General features: G+C 69.8%; 12 protein-coding genes. 10 read left to right on the top strand and 2 right to left on the bottom strand.

The annotated features are described in order from the left end of the window. Positions 1–43: 43 nt before the first annotated feature. From B116_RS0117350 to obgE, 6 genes are all read left to right on the top strand, one after another. Positions 44–2,029: a TIGR03960 family B12-binding radical SAM protein gene (locus B116_RS0117350; protein ID WP_018723951.1), complete on the top strand. Its 1,986-nt coding sequence runs from the start codon at positions 44–46 to the stop codon at positions 2,027–2,029. Between the two features lie 112 nt (positions 2,030–2,141). Beyond that, positions 2,142–2,867, top strand: a complete 726-nt coding sequence (locus B116_RS0117355) for a TIGR03936 family radical SAM-associated protein (RefSeq protein ID WP_082312832.1) — start codon at positions 2,142–2,144, stop codon at positions 2,865–2,867. Between the two features lie 130 nt (positions 2,868–2,997). Beyond that, positions 2,998–6,168, top strand: coding sequence for an Rne/Rng family ribonuclease (locus tag B116_RS0117360; protein ID WP_027660799.1), 3,171 nt, complete (start codon positions 2,998–3,000; stop codon positions 6,166–6,168). A 313-nt stretch (positions 6,169–6,481) separates the two neighbouring features. Continuing rightward, complete coding sequence (gene rplU, locus B116_RS0117365; RefSeq protein WP_018723948.1) at positions 6,482–6,796, top strand: 50S ribosomal protein L21; 315 nt, start codon at positions 6,482–6,484, stop codon at positions 6,794–6,796. Positions 6,797–6,807: 11 nt separating this feature from the next. Continuing rightward, a complete protein-coding gene (rpmA, locus tag B116_RS0117370) occupies positions 6,808–7,062 on the top strand; it encodes a 50S ribosomal protein L27 (RefSeq protein ID WP_020608316.1) in 255 nt (84 codons plus the stop codon). A 93-nt stretch (positions 7,063–7,155) separates the two neighbouring features. After that, entirely contained in the window at positions 7,156–8,601 is a 1,446-nt protein-coding gene (gene obgE / locus B116_RS0117375) for a GTPase ObgE (protein WP_027660800.1), read from the top strand. 159 nt (positions 8,602–8,760) lie between these two features. Here the strand turns inward: obgE and B116_RS0117380 are convergent, their stop codons facing one another. Both B116_RS0117380 and B116_RS0117385 read right to left on the bottom strand, forming a co-directional pair. Further along, a complete protein-coding gene (locus tag B116_RS0117380) occupies positions 8,761–9,231 on the bottom strand; it encodes a DUF4383 domain-containing protein (protein WP_027660801.1) in 471 nt (156 codons plus the stop codon). 197 nt (positions 9,232–9,428) lie between these two features. Continuing rightward, positions 9,429–9,647, bottom strand: a complete 219-nt coding sequence (locus B116_RS0117385) for a DUF397 domain-containing protein (protein ID WP_018216626.1) — start codon at positions 9,645–9,647, stop codon at positions 9,429–9,431. 64 nt (positions 9,648–9,711) lie between these two features. Here B116_RS0117385 and pepN point away from each other — a divergent pair, with 64 nt between their 5' ends. The 4 genes from pepN to B116_RS0117405 all read left to right on the top strand — a co-directional run bounded on the left by pepN (position 9,712) and on the right by B116_RS0117405 (position 14,125). Next, positions 9,712–12,225 (top strand): aminopeptidase N, encoded by a 2,514-nt coding sequence (gene pepN / locus B116_RS0117390; protein ID WP_027660802.1) that lies wholly within the window; start codon positions 9,712–9,714, stop codon positions 12,223–12,225. 166 nt (positions 12,226–12,391) lie between these two features. Then, positions 12,392–12,988, top strand: a complete 597-nt coding sequence (nadD, locus tag B116_RS0117395; RefSeq protein ID WP_018723944.1) for a nicotinate-nucleotide adenylyltransferase — start codon at positions 12,392–12,394, stop codon at positions 12,986–12,988. A 109-nt stretch (positions 12,989–13,097) separates the two neighbouring features. Further along, positions 13,098–13,496 carry a ribosome silencing factor gene (gene rsfS, locus B116_RS0117400; RefSeq protein WP_018216623.1) on the top strand — a complete coding sequence of 133 codons (399 nt, stop codon included), beginning with the start codon at positions 13,098–13,100 and terminating at the stop codon, positions 13,494–13,496. After that, positions 13,493–14,125, top strand: a complete 633-nt coding sequence (locus tag B116_RS0117405; protein WP_027660803.1) for a histidine phosphatase family protein — start codon at positions 13,493–13,495, stop codon at positions 14,123–14,125. Before rsfS ends, B116_RS0117405 begins: the two co-directional genes overlap by 4 nt. Positions 14,126–14,372: the final 247 nt, after the last annotated feature.

Genomic DNA, 14,372 nt, shown 5'->3' on the forward strand with positions numbered 1-14,372 from the left:
CGCCGCCGTTGGGCTCGTCGTCGGGCGCGTACCCTTGGGCATCATGAGTGCCCCGTCCACCACGCCGCGCAGCGCCGTGGCCAACTCCGTGTGGCCCCGGCTGGAGCCGTTGTTGCCGCAAATCGCCAAGCCCATCCAGTACGTCGGCGGTGAGCTGGGGGCGGTGGTCAAGGACTGGGACACGGCGGCCGTGCGCTGGGCCCTGATGTACCCCGACGCGTACGAGGTTGGTCTGCCAAACCAGGGCGTGCAGATCCTGTACGAGGTGCTCAACGAGCAGCCCGACGTGCTCGCTGAGCGAACGTACGCCGTCTGGCCGGACCTGGAGCGGCTGATGCGCGCCCACCAGGTGCCGCAGTTCACCATTGACGCGCACCGTCCGGTGCGGGACTTCGATGTTTTCGGCGTCTCCTTCGCCACCGAGCTGGGCTACACGAACCTGCTTACCGCGATTGACCTGGCGGGAATTCCGCTACTGGCCGCCGACCGCAGCGACGCTGACCCGGTGGTCGTCGCCGGCGGGCACGCCGCGTTCAACCCGGAGCCGATCGCCGCCTTCGTCGACGCCGCGGTGCTCGGTGACGGCGAGGAGGCGGTCCTGGAGATCACCACGATCGTTCGGGAGTGGAAGGCCGAGGGCTCCCCCGGTGGCCGGGACGAGCTGCTGCTGCGGCTGGCCCGCACCGAGAGCGTCTACGTCCCGCGCTTCTACGACGTGGACTACCTGCCCGACGGCCGCATTCAGCGGGTTGTGCCGAACCGCCCGGACGTGCCGTTTCGGGTGCACAAGCGCACGACGATGGACCTGGACGCGTGGCCGTACCCGAAGAAGCCGCTCGTGCCACTGGCGGAGACGGTCCACGAGCGGTACGCGGTGGAGATCTTCCGGGGCTGCACCCGGGGCTGCCGGTTCTGCCAGGCCGGCATGATCACCCGCCCGGTGCGGGAGCGCTCGATCACCACGGTGGGGCAGATGGTGCGGGAGGGGCTGGAGTTCTCCGGCTTCCACGAGGTGGGCTTGCTCTCGCTCTCCTCGGCCGACCACTCGGAGATCGGCGACATGTGTTCCGGCCTGGCCCAGCAGTACGAGGGCACCAACGTGTCGCTCTCGCTGCCCTCCACGCGGGTGGACGCGTTCAACATCGACCTGGCGCAGGAGCTGGCCCGCAACGGCCGGCGGACCGGTCTGACCTTCGCCCCGGAGGGCGGGTCGGAGCGGATCCGCAAGGTGATCAACAAGATGGTGTCGAAGGAAGACCTCATCCGGACCGTGGTCACCGCCTACACCAACGGCTGGCGGCAGGTGAAGCTCTACTTCATGTGTGGCTTGCCGACCGAGACCGACGAGGACGTCCTCGAGATCGCGGCGATGGCACACGAGGTGATCCGGGCCGGCCGTGCGGCGACCGGCAGCCGGGACATCCGCTGCACGGTTTCCATCGGCGGGTTCGTGCCGAAGCCACACACTCCGTTCCAGTGGGCGGCGATGGCCCGGCCGGAGGTCATCGACAATCGGCTGCGGCTGCTCAAGCAGGCCGTCAACGCCGATCGTTCGCTGGGCCGGGCGATTGGCTTCCGCTACCACGACGGCGAGCCGTCGCTGATTGAGGGCCTGCTCTCCCGCGGTGATCGCCGCGTCAGCGCGGTGATCCGGCGGGTCTGGGAGAACGGCGGCCGGTTCGACGGCTGGAGCGAGCACTTCTCGTACCAGCGTTGGGTGGAGGCTGCCGCGGAGGTGCTGCCCGACTTCGGCGTCGACCTCGACTGGTACACCACCCGAGAGCGGGACGAGCTGGAGGTCCTACCCTGGGACCACCTGGACTCGGGCCTGGACAAGGACTGGCTCTGGCAGGACTGGCAGGACGCCCTGGGCGAGTACGAGCAGGAAGACTGTCGGTGGACGCCGTGCTTCGACTGCGGCGTCTGCCCGGCCATGGACACCGAGATCCAGATCGGCCCGACGGGTAGGAAGCTGCTCCCGCTGACTCCGGTCAACGGACTACGAGTCCCCAGCGACGCCCAGCAGTAGCAGTAGCAGTAGGTCCTGGGGACCGGCGACCGTCGTCGGCCTGAAACCGAGGAGCGCAACGATCAGTAGGAAACGACAGCCGGAGGGCGGGCAGGCGCCGGTCGTCCAGCGGATCCGCCTCCGGTACGCCAAGCGGGGGCCACTGCGGTTCACCTCGCACCGAGACTTTGCGCGCGCCTTCGAACGGGCGTTGCGTCGGGCCGGCGTGCCGATGGCGTACTCCCAGGGCTTTACCCCGCACCCGAAGATCTCTTATGCCAGCGCTGCGCCCACCGGTGTGGCGAGCGAGGCCGAGTATCTGGAGATTGGGTTGCGTGAGTCAGTCGACCCGGCGGCGTTGCGGGCCGCGCTCGACGCGGCCCTGTCGCCCGGACTCGACGTGCTAGATGCCGTAGTGGCGACCGGCGGCAGCCTCGTTGACCGGATTGAAGCGGCGCACTGGCGGATTGAGCTGCCGGGGGTGACCCCGGATGTGCTGAGGGCGGCGGTGACCGCCTTCACCGCTGCGGACGAGGTCCTCGTTGAGCGGATGACCAAGCAGGGCCGGCGGACTTTCGACGCCCGCGCGGCTGTCATCGATGTCGATGTGGTTGTGCCGGATGAGACGCCTTCCGAGGCCGTGGCAGTACCGTGTGCGATACTCGAGCTGGTCGTGCGGCAGGTCACTCCCGCTGTTCGACCTGATGACGTCCTTTCCGGCCTCCGCGTGGTGGCCGACCTGGAGCCGCCGGTGTCGCCGCGGGTGACCCGGCTGGCTCAGGGCACGCTGACCGCGCAGGGCGCGATCGCGGATCCGTTGGACGCGGACCGCGACGGGGCAGTTATCGGTGGGCACTGACCGACGGTCGGTGCCTGGCTAGGCAGACTTCGCCGGTCGCGTCGATCGCGACTGGCGGAAACACCTTTTGCGGCGACCCTGCGTGGCAGCGCTCACCCGCGCCCGGGGTAGCCAGAACTGGAGAACGTCCATGCTCGAGAACGAGCCCGAGGGCGGCGAACGCACCGGCTTCCACCCGGATGGCGAGACCGCCGAACATCGTGTTAGCGACAGTGCTGCCTCCGCAAACACCACGTCCGAGGGGGGCGCCGGGGCTGCCCGGGAGTCCGCCGGGGACACCCCAGAGTCGGCCGGACCAGCGGCGAGTGCCGGCGCGGCCGAACTGGCCGGACCAGCGGCGAGTGAGGCGGCGGTTACCGGCGCGGCCGAGCCGGTAGCTCGGGTCCGTAAGCGGACCAGTCGGAAGCGGGTAACCCCGGTCAGCCGGCCGGAACAGACCGAGGCGCCGATCGAGGCGGGTAGCGCCGCCGTGCCGGGGGCGGGCGAGGCGCCTCAGGCCGAGGTGCTTGCCCCGGTCGCGGGCGACAGTGAGTCGCCAACGAAGGCGACGCGTCGTCGCCGGAAGGCTACGACGGCCAAGGCGCCGGCGGAGCCGGTGACGGTCTCCGGTGTGCAGGAGGCGGCGGCGGACATCGTGCCGCCGGCAAAGGCGACCCGGACCCGCCGCAAGAAGACCGCCCCGGCACCGGTCGAACCCACCTCCCCGCCGGCTGAGTCTGCTGCACCCGCCGAGCCGACTGCTGCTTCGGTTGACCCGATTGCTCCGGTTGACCCGGCTGCTGCTCCGGTAGAGCCGATTGCCCCGGTGGAACCTGCTGGTGCTCCGGCTGAGCCGGCCGCGACCGAACCGGTTGCCGCGACCGAGGAGGAGCAGACCGAGTCGACTCCGGCCGGCGGTGCGGTGGTGGGGGAGGTGCCGCCCGGGGTGGCGGTGGCCGAGCCGGTTGAGCCGGAGCGCCCGGCCCGTGGCCGACGTGCCCGGCTCTCCGCCCCAACAGTGCTGTTCATGGCCCCGCTGCCCGAGGAGTCGGTGCCGGTACGAGCCGCCGAGGAACCGGCCGCAGCAGAGCCGGCCGCTGAGGAGTCGGTCGAGCCCTCGCGTCGCCGCCGACGGGGTCGCCGCAACGGCGAGTCGATCGCGGAGGTTGAGCCCGAGGAGGCCCGGGAGACCGAGGAGGCCCGGGAGCCTGAGGAGCCCGAGGAGCCCGAGGAGACTCCCGAGGGCGAAGACGATGACGACACCATCGGTGGCCGGCGTCGTCGACGGCGCGGCCGTCGCGGGCGTGGCCGGGGCAAGGGGGGCGCCGACGAGGTCGAGGAGCAGGAGGCCGAGGAGGCCGCTGTCCAGACCGAGGCGGTGGAGCCGGAGGCCGAGGAGGAGGACGAGGCCGAGGCCGGAGGAGGCGACGGGCTGACCCGGCGCCGCCGCCGTCGGCGCCGGCGTGGTGCCGGAGACGTGGAGGCCGCCGCAGAGGACGGGGTGCCCACGGTCGTCAAGATCCGGGAGCCGCGTCGCACCGTTGACGAGGTACAGGGCGTCTCCGGCTCGACCCGTCTGGAGGCCAAGCGCCAGCGTCGCCGGGACGGCCGCGAGCAGCGCCGTACCCGACCGCCGATCCTCAGTGAGGCGGAGTTCCTGGCCCGCCGGGAAGCGGTGGACCGGGTGATGGCGGTCCGGCAGCGGGGCGACCGCACGCAGATCGCCGTACTGGAGGACGGGGTGCTGGTCGAGCACTACGTCACCCGCAACTCGGCTGTCACCATGGCCGGCAACGTCTATCTGGGCAAGGTGCAGAACGTCCTTCCCAGCATGGAGGCCGCGTTCGTCGACATCGGCCGTGGCCGCAACGCCGTGCTCTACGCGGGTGAGGTCAACTGGGACGCCACCGGGTTGGAAGGGCGAGCCCGTTCGATCGAGCAGGCCCTCAAGTCCGGTGATTCGGTCCTGGTGCAGGTCACCAAGGACCCGATCGGACACAAGGGCGCTCGGCTGACCAGCCATGTGGCGCTCTCCGGCCGGCACCTCGTCTACGTGCCGGGCGGCAACGCCTCCGGGATCAGCCGCAAGCTGCCGGACAACGAGCGCAAGCGCCTGCGGGACGCGCTGAAGAAGCTGGTTCCGGAGGGAGCGGGCGTGATCGTCCGCACCGCCGCTGAGGGCGCCACCGAGGACGAGTTGGCGCGGGATGTCAAGCGGTTGCAGGCGCAGTGGGAGGACATCCAGGCTAAGGCGGGCCGGGGTGGTGCTCCGGTGCTCCTCTACGAGGAGCCAGATCTGGTCATCCGGGTTGTCCGGGACCTCTTCAACGAGGACTTCCGGGAACTGGTGATTGAGGGTGAGGGTGCGTACGACCTGGTTGAGTCGTACTTGTCGCATGTCTCGCCGGACCTGGTCGCCCGGTTACGCCGGCACGTGGGCACCGTGGATGTCTTCGCCGAGTATCGGATCGACGAGCAGATTCTGAAGGGCCTGGACCGGAAGGTCTTCCTCCCCTCCGGGGGACACCTGGTGATCGACCGTACCGAGGCGATGACCGTGGTTGACGTGAACACCGGTAAGTACACCGGTGCCGGCGGGAACCTGGAGGAGACGGTTACCCGGAACAACCTGGAAGCCGCCGAGGAGATCGTCCGCCAGCTGCGGCTGCGTGACATCGGTGGCATCGTGGTCATCGACTTCATCGACATGGTCCTGGAGTCGAACCGGGAGTTGGTGCTGCGTCGGCTGACCGAGTGCCTTGGGCGGGACCGCACCAAGCATCAGGTGACGGAGATCACCTCGCTTGGCCTGGTGCAGATGACCCGTAAGCGAATCGGTGCCGGTCTGCTGGAGGCGTTCAGTGAGACCTGTGAGTGCTGCAAGGGTCGTGGGTTGATCCTGCACACCGAGCCGGTGCCGGAGAAGCCACGTGCGGGCGGCAACGGAGAGAAGGTCAAGGCGGTGGCGTCGGCCGAGGCAGGCGGGTCGACTCGCCGGCGGGCGCGGAAGGGGGCCGCCGCTGCCGAGCGGACCGTGGCCGAGAACGAGGAGGCACGGGGCGCCAGTGCCACCACCACCCCGGAAGCCGCTTCCACGACGCCCGGTGCCGACTATTACGACACGATGGGCTATGACCTGTCGCGGTATGAGGTAGAAACATCGGCGGCCCCGAGCGTGGTAGCGAGTCAAGGCGGCGACCTGGCGCGGCTCGCGGCGCCCGACGACCCGGACGCGGTGGGCGGCGATGACGGCGAAGAGCCCGAGACTGCGGGCCGGCGGCGCTCCCGCCGGGGCGGTGCGCGGCGCCGTACCCGCCCCTGACGGCGGCGCTGTACCCGTCTCTGACGGCGGCGCTGTACCCGTCTCTGACGGCGATGCCGTACCCGTCCCTGACGGCGATGCCGCGCCGACCGGAACCGCCCCGCGGGTCCGGTCGGCGCGGCATCGCGGCGGGTAGGGTTGGGCGTTTCGGCCGGCCGGTTTGGGGGAGCTCCGGACCATGGCGTACGCTTGCCGGCGGCGCACTTTGGTGTGCCGACCTCCCGCGTGCCCGCGCCGCCGTGCCTGTGTGTAATCCGGCGAGCCGCCGTGGGAACGACCGCCAGCAGCCTCAACGACAGGGAGTCCGCCTCCGATGTACGCGATCGTCAAGACCGGCGGCAAGCAGTACAAGGTCGCCGAGGGCGACGTGATCGAGGTCGAGAAGCTCACCGGTGCCCCCGGTGACGCGGTGCAGCTTGCCGCGGTGCTCCTCGTCGACGGTGACGACCTGGTGACCGACGCGGCGAAGCTTGCCAAGGTCGAGGTGTCCGGTGAGATCGCCGCGCACACCAAGGGCCCGAAGATCCGGATCCACAAGTTCAAGAACAAGACCGGCTACCACAAGCGCCAGGGTCACCGCCAGCCGTTGACCCAGGTGAAGGTGACCGGCATCTCCAGCGGGAAGTAGGTCGTCCTCCAATGGCTCACAAAAAGGGTGCGTCCAGCTCGCGTAACGGTCGTGAGTCTGCGGCCCAGCGGCTCGGCGTGAAGCGCTTCGGTGGTCAGCTCGTCAGCGCGGGCGAGATCATCATCCGCCAGCGTGGCACCAAGTTCCACCCGGGTGACCTGGTCGGCCGGGGTGGGGACGACACGCTCTTCGCGCTGGCCGCCGGTTCGGTCCAGTTCGGTACCAAGCGCGGTCGCAAGACCGTCAGCATCGTTCCGCAGCAGTAGGCTCTCCGGCGAAGCGGGCCGCGGACCTGGTGTCCCGGCCCGCTTCGGCTTTTCTTGTGCTCAGTACGACCCTCCGCTGGAAGGATTGGTGGCGTGACGACGTTCGTTGACCGGGTCGTCCTACACCTGCAGGCCGGCGACGGCGGGCACGGCTGTGTCTCGGTTCACCGGGAAAAGTTCAAGCCGTTCGGCGGTCCGGACGGGGGCAACGGCGGGCACGGCGGCAGCGTCTCGCTGGTGGTTGACCCGCAGGTGCACACCCTGCTCGACTTCCACTTCCGTCCGCACGTCAAGGCCGCCAACGGTCGGGGTGGAGCCGGATCGAACCGGGACGGAGCGAACGGCGCCGACCTGGTCCTCAAGGTTCCCAACGGCACCGTCGTGCAGACCGCCGACGGTACGGTGCTCGCTGACCTGGTAGGTGCCGGGACGACCTTTGAGGTGGCCCGGGGCGGCCGAGGTGGCCGGGGGAACGCCTCGTTGGCCAACGCCCGCCGTAAGGCGCCGGGCTTCGCCGAGTTGGGCGAGCCCGGCGACCAGATGGACGTGGTGCTGGAGCTGAAGAGCGTCGCCGATATTGGTCTGGTCGGCTATCCGTCCGCGGGTAAGTCATCGTTGATCTCGGTGATGTCCGCCGCGAAGCCGAAGATCGCTGACTATCCGTTCACCACCCTGGTGCCGAACCTCGGCGTGGTCCGGGTGGACAACCACACCTTCACCGTCGCGGACGTACCCGGCCTGATTCCGGGCGCGGCTACCGGCAAGGGGCTCGGCCTGGAGTTCCTTCGGCACATTGAGCGCTGTGCTGTGCTCGTACACATCGTTGACACGGCGGCGCTGGAGACAGAGCGCGACCCGGTGGCCGACATCGATGCCCTCGAGGCGGAGCTGGCCGCGTACGGTGGGCTGGTTGATCGGCCGCGCCTGGTGGCCCTCAACAAGGTTGACGTGCCGGATGGACGGGACCTGGCCGAGATTGTCCGGCCGGACCTGGAAGCCCGCGGCTTCCGCGTCTTCGAGGTCTCGGCGGCCACCCGGGCTGGGCTCAAGGAACTGATGTACGCCATGGGCGAGCTGGTGACGGCGGCGCGTGCGGCGGCACCGCCGGCGGAGCCCGCCCGGATCGTGATCCGTCCCAAGGCGGTCGACGACACGGGCTTCACGGTGGAGGCTGCGCCGGGAGGTACCTGGGTGGTGCGGGGTACCCGCCCGGAACGGTGGGTCCGGCAGACGAACTTCGACAACGAGGAGGCGGTCGGCTACCTGGCTGACCGACTGGCCCGACTCGGCGTCGAGGAGAAGCTTGGCAAGGCCGGCGCGCAGGCGGGTGACCTGGTCCGAATCGGCGAACGTGAGTTCGACTGGCAGCCGACGCTGTACACCGAGTTCGTCCCCGGGGTACGCGGTGGGGACCAGCGGATGGTGGAGAAGTCGGAGCGGCCGTCGGCCGCCGAACGGCTGGCAGCCCGCAAGGCCCGGCGGCAGCGCCCGGAGGACGAGGCCGAATCCGGCGAGCCGGTCGACGGCGACGCGGAGTGACCGACCGCACCGGCTGATCACCTGGGGCATCCGCACCGGGCCAGGGCCACGTTGGGGCAGCGGTTAGCCGCATCGGGCTAGGGCCACGTTGGCGGGCGGAGCCGCATCGCGGGCTCTAGGGCAACGTTGGCGGGGCGGGCAGTCGGGCCGGCGGACGGGTCAGGGTCGGTCCAGCGGAGTGTCGAGCCGGCCTCCGGTGCCTTTCTGGTTGGACAGAAGCAGGCCGAGCACGAGCATCCCGAAGCCGAGCCCGAGATGTAGCCAGTTGTCGGCGTCGTTCACCGGGATCACGTTCGCTGAGCTGGACCGGTCGATCACGAGCCCATAGATCCACAGGGCGAGGGTTAGCGCGCCACCCACGGTGAGGAAGAGCCGTGCCCCGCTCACCCGGCGAGCCAGAATCAGGCCGGCCAGACCCGAGCCCAGAAGCAGGATGTTGTGCAGGAAAGAGACCTGGAACAGGCCAAACAGCTTCGCTTCGGAGTCCGGTCCGGCGAACCGCAACTCGCCATAGTCGGTGGTTATCCCGGGCACGAACCCGAGCACTCCCAGCAGGAGGAGGATACCCGCCACGGAGAGGGCCGCGACCTGAAGCCCTGTCCTCGACCGCGCCTTCGCGTGTTCTGCCATGCCTGAACCCTCCGTCGATCCGCGACCCACGGCGCCGTGGCGCGGGCTCGCCCCCGACCCGACAATCCATCATTGTCCGGTCCCACCAGCGGACTCCGCAGCCAAACGGCGGATCACACCGATGGCCGGCCGGGCGAACGGGCGGGCGCACCGCCTCGACCCGGACCGTCGATCCAAGCCGAGGCGGTCCAGCCGAGTCAGTCCAGGTCGAACTCGCCGTCCTGGGCGCCGGCGACGAAGGCGTCCCACTCGGCCTGGGTGAACACGAGTACCGGCCCGTCCGGCTCGGCGGAGTTCCGCATGCCGATCAGGTCGTCGACGAACGCGACCTCGACGGCGGCCTCGGAGGTGTCGCCCTCGGCTCGCTGCCAGACGGCCCGCGAGACATCGAAGTCGCCTTTGGGGTGCGTCGTCATGGTCCAGTCCTCCAGTGCGGTGTGGGGGCGTAATTCGTATTGCTCCATCGGGCAGGATAAGCGGATGCCGAGCCTTACCCGCGTAGAGGCGACCGCGCGCGCCGCGGTGATTTCCGTCGAGTCCTATCAGGTGGACCTCGACGTGACCGGCGACGAGGGGTTCCGTTCGCAGGTCACCATCCGGTTTCGGGCGAACCCCGGCTCCCGAACGTTCGTCGAATGCCAGCCGCAGACGCTGCGCTCGGTCCGAATCAACGACACCGATCTTGACCCTGCTCTGCTGGTCGACAACCGGCTGCCACTGACCGGCCTCGCCGAGCGGAACACGCTGACGGTCGAGGCGGAGATGGCGTACACCAATACCGGTGAGGGGATGCACCGCTTTGTCGACCCGGCCGACGGGGAGACCTACCTGTACGCCATGTCCTTCCTCGATCATGCCCAGCGCATCTTCGCCGCCTTCGACCAACCCGACCTCAAGGCCCCGGTCACCCTCACGGTGACCGCACCCGAGCACTGGACCGTCGCCGCGAACGGCGTGCTGGCTGCCTCGCCGCGTCCAGGGCGGTGGGAGTTCGCTCCGACCGAACCGCTGGCCACGTACCTGGTCTCGGTGATCGCCGGGCCCTGGTACGTCCACCGGGACGAGCATGACGGCATCCCGCTCGGCGTCTGGTGTCGTCGGTCGCTCGCGACGCACCTGGACTCGGAGATCGACGAAATTCTCACGATCACGAAGCAGTGCCTGGACCGGTATCACCAGCTATTTGCGCAGCGGTACCCGTTCGGCAAGTACGACCAGGCGTTCGTGCCGGAGTTCAACGCCGGGGCCATGGAGAATCCGGGGCTGGTGACCTTCCGGGATGACTACGTCTTCCGGTCCGCGGTCACCGAGAGCGAGCGCGAGTGGCGGGCCAGCACCATCGCGCACGAGATGGCGCACATGTGGTTCGGGGACCTGGTCACCATGCGGTGGTGGGACGACCTGTGGCTGAACGAGTCGTTCGCCGAGTACCTGGCCACCCGGGTGACCGCGGAGGTCACCCGCTTCGATCGCGGCTGGACGGCCTTCGCGATGCGACGCAAGATCTGGGGGTACGCGGCCGACCAGCGCCCGTCGACCCACCCGGTCGCCCCGGCGGAGGTGACCGACGCCGCCCAGGCCATGCTCAACTTCGACGGCATCTCGTACGCGAAGGGCGCCTCGGTGCTGTGCCAGCTCGTGGCCTGGCTCGGCGACGACGACTTCCTGGCCGGGCTCAACGCGTACTTCGCCGAGCACCGGTTCGGCAACGCCACCCTGGCGGACCTGCTGGCCAGCCTGACCGCGGCCAGTGGGCGCGACCTGACCGGTTGGGCCCGGTGCTGGCTGCGTACCGCGCAGGTCAACACGCTGCGGGCGGAGGTATCGCTCGATGCCGACGGTCGATACACCGAGGTGGCCCTGGTGCAGAGTGCGCCGGAGTCCCACCCGGTGCTGCGCCCGCACCGGGTCGGCGTCGCCCGGTGCGCCGCTGACGGCACCATGGAGCACGGCCTGGTGGATCTTGAACCTTCCGTTGACGGTGGTCGCACGGTGCTCACGGACCTGGCCGGGCAGGTTTCCGCCCAGCTGCTGTTGCCGAACGCCGGCGACCTGACCTACGCCAAGATCCGACTGGATCCGGCCTCGGCGGACGCGGTACCGCTGCTGCTGCCCCGCCTGACCGACTCGCTCGCGCGGGCGCTGCTCTGGGGAGCCGAGCTGGACGCCGTCACTGACGGGGAACGGCCGGTGATGGAGCTGGTGCAGCTGATCACCACCGCGTTGCCGGCCGAGACCGAGGTGGTGATCGTCGAGGATGTGGTCGTGATCAGTCGATCGCTGATCAACCGCTACCTCGCCCCCCGCGCCCGCAAGGCCGCCCTGGCCCAGGTCGCCGTCGCCACCGGGCAGCTGCTCGACACCGCGCCGCCCGGTGGTTCGCTTCAGCTCGCCGGGGCTCGAGGGTGGGTCGCCGCGACCGATGATGTGGACCGGCTGGCCGGTTGGCTGGCCGGCTGGGGCAGGCCGCCGGGGCTCGCGATCGACGCGGAGTTGCGGTGGGCGGTGCTGGGACGGCTGGTGGTGCTGGGCGGGGCCGGTGCGGCGGAGATCGCCGCCGAGGCGGCAGCCGACCAGAGTGCAACCGGGGCCGAGCGGGCCGCCCGCTGTCGCGCGGCCCTGCCCGACCCGGCGGCCAAAGAGGCTGCCTGGAAGATCATCGTGGCGGACACGGAATGCTCCAACCGTCTGGTTGAGGCCACTGCGAAGGGCTTCTGGCAGCCGGAGCAGGCGACGCTGACCGCCCCGTACGTCGGGCGGTACCTCGCCGACATGCCGGCCGCCTCGCGGTTGCGTACCCCATGGGTGGCGGAGCGGATCGCGGAGCGGGCGTTCCCGCGCTATGCGGTCGCGCAGAGCACCCGGGAGGGTGTCGCGAAGCTGCTCGCCCGGGGGGATCTCACCCGGGGTCTTCGTCGGACGTTGATCGACGCGGACGACGACATGCGCCGCGCACTGGTCGTCCGGACCGCCGTCGCGGCGGTCGACGCCTGAGGAGCGCGGGCACCGTCGTTTTCGACTGGGAGTAATCCCACTTTCCGGCACCCGGCGCTCGTGCTGGGTGCGGATCGCCTCGTGGAAGGCGGAGCCGCATCGGCGTCGGGCGGCGGGGCAGCCGGGGCGGGGACGGCGCCGGCCGGGGCCGGCCTAAGATCGCGGGGTGGAGGAAGACATCCGACGGGTGGGGATCATGGGCGGCACGTTCGACCCGATCCACCACGGGCATCTGGTTGCGGCGAGCGAGGTGGCCGACCGGTTCGGGCTGGACGAGGTGATCTTCGTCCCCACCGGGCAGCCGTGGCAGAAGGCGGACGAGCCGGTCAGCCCCGCCGAGGACCGGTACCTGATGACGGTCATCGCCACCGCGTCCAACCCTCGCTTCCAGGTCAGTCGGGCCGACATCGACCGCGGTGGCCCCACCTACACCATCGACACGCTGCGTGATCTGCGGGCCGTGTACGGCGCCAAGGTGCAGCTCTTCTTCATCACCGGCGCGGACGCCTTGGCGAAGATCCTTTCTTGGAAGGACCTGGACGAGGCCTTCGAGCTGGCTCACTTCATCGGGGTGACTCGGCCCGGCTTCAGGCTGTCCAACGCGCACCTGCCCGCCGACACGGTGAGCCTGGTGCAGGTGCCCGCCATGGCGATCTCCTCCACCGACTGCCGTGCCCGGGTCTCCCGGAGCGCGCCGTTGTGGTACCTGGTGCCCGACGGTGTAGTGCAGTACATCGCAAAACGGCGTCTCTACCAGCAGTGATCCGTCCCGTTCTGCGGCCGTTCCGGTCCGGACGCGCCGTAACCGACCGGCCGTGTCGCCCGAACATGTGAGACGCTTGGAGGGTCGCACGCATGATCGAAGGAGAACGGTGACAGTTTCCGAACGCGCACACGAGCTGGCGACCGCCGCCGCCCAGGCCGCCGCCGACAAGAGGGCGCAGGACATCGTCATCATTGATGTGGGTGATCAGCTCGCCATCACCGACGCGTTCCTGCTCGCCGCCGCCCCAAACGAGCGTCAGGTGCTCGCCATCGTTGACGCGATCGAGGAGCGCCTGCTCCAGCTGCCGGAGAAGGCCAAGCCGGTCCGGCGTGAGGGGGAGCGGGGCGGTCGTTGGGTGCTGCTCGACTACGTGGACATCGTCGTGCACGTCCAGCACACCGAGGAGCGCGAGTTCTACGCGTTGGACCGGCTCTGGAAGGACTGCCCGCAGATTCCCTTCGTTGACCGCGACCTCGCTGCCGCTGAGCCCGGCGCCGCCGAATGACGCGGCTGATTGTCTGGCGGCACGGCAATACCGACTGGAACGCCAGCGGCCGGGTGCAGGGGCAGACCGACGTCGGTCTGAACGACCTCGGTCGGGAGCAGGCGCGCGCTGCCGCCCAGCTGCTCGCCGGGTTCCACCCTGACGCGATCTTCGCCAGCGACCTGCGGCGGGCGGCGGACACGGCCGCCGCTTTGGCCACCCTGACCGGCCTGTCGGTCCACACCGACGTACGGCTGCGGGAACGGCACTTCGGGCCCTGGCAGGGGCTGCGGCTGACCGAGGCGGCCGCACAGTACCCGGACGAGTACGCCCGTTGGCGGGCCGGTGACCCAGACCCAGGAGCCGGCATCGAAACCTTGGACGACGTCGGTAAGCGGCTGGGTGTCGCGTTCCAGGAGGCCGCCGATACCGTCCCCGGTGGGACGGTGGTGGTCGCCACCCATGCTGGTGGCGCCCGACAGGGCATCGGTCAACTACTCGGCTGGGAGCCCGCCGTACTGCGTACGATCGACTCGCTGCGGAACTGCCACTGGACCGAGCTGTGGCACGACGAATTGCGGGGTTGGCGCCTGCGGGCACACAACATCGGGCCCCGCCACGACGCCGACTCCGCTTGTAACAACCGATAGCGGATCCCCACTAGCGGCTCTGATTAGGGCTTTACCCCTAAACCCGACCGATGGTCGGGTTTGTGTCGATTTGGGGTGTGGTCGGGGCGCGGTGGTGGCGGAATCTCGGCGGGCGTCGGGGCGTTACACCGTGCGTACGACCGAGCAGGTGCCCCGCCGATGGCGGATGCCAGCCGGGTCAGCCCCCGGGAATGACGGTGGGCGGCCGGTCGTTACATCTGGACCCGGCGCCGTATGTGTGTGCCTC

It is taken from the genome of Salinispora fenicalii (genome assembly GCF_000514815.1).
Taxonomy (GTDB): Bacteria; Actinomycetota; Actinomycetes; order Mycobacteriales; family Micromonosporaceae; genus Micromonospora; species Micromonospora fenicalii.

Coding starts and splice junctions, on each gene's coding strand:
- B116_RS0117350 (WP_018723951.1), top strand. CDS start 44: ATGAGTGCCCCGTCCACCACGCCGCGCAGCGCCGTGGCCAACTCCGTG.
- B116_RS0117360 (WP_027660799.1), top strand. CDS start 2,998: ATGCTCGAGAACGAGCCCGAGGGCGGCGAACGCACCGGCTTCCACCCG.
- rplU (WP_018723948.1), top strand. CDS start 6,482: ATGTACGCGATCGTCAAGACCGGCGGCAAGCAGTACAAGGTCGCCGAG.
- rpmA (WP_020608316.1), top strand. CDS start 6,808: ATGGCTCACAAAAAGGGTGCGTCCAGCTCGCGTAACGGTCGTGAGTCT.
- B116_RS0117380 (WP_027660801.1), bottom strand. CDS start 9,231: ATGGCAGAACACGCGAAGGCGCGGTCGAGGACAGGGCTTCAGGTCGCG.
- B116_RS0117385 (WP_018216626.1), bottom strand. CDS start 9,647: ATGACGACGCACCCCAAAGGCGACTTCGATGTCTCGCGGGCCGTCTGG.
- pepN (WP_027660802.1), top strand. CDS start 9,712: ATGCCGAGCCTTACCCGCGTAGAGGCGACCGCGCGCGCCGCGGTGATT.
- B116_RS0117405 (WP_027660803.1), top strand. CDS start 13,493: ATGACGCGGCTGATTGTCTGGCGGCACGGCAATACCGACTGGAACGCC.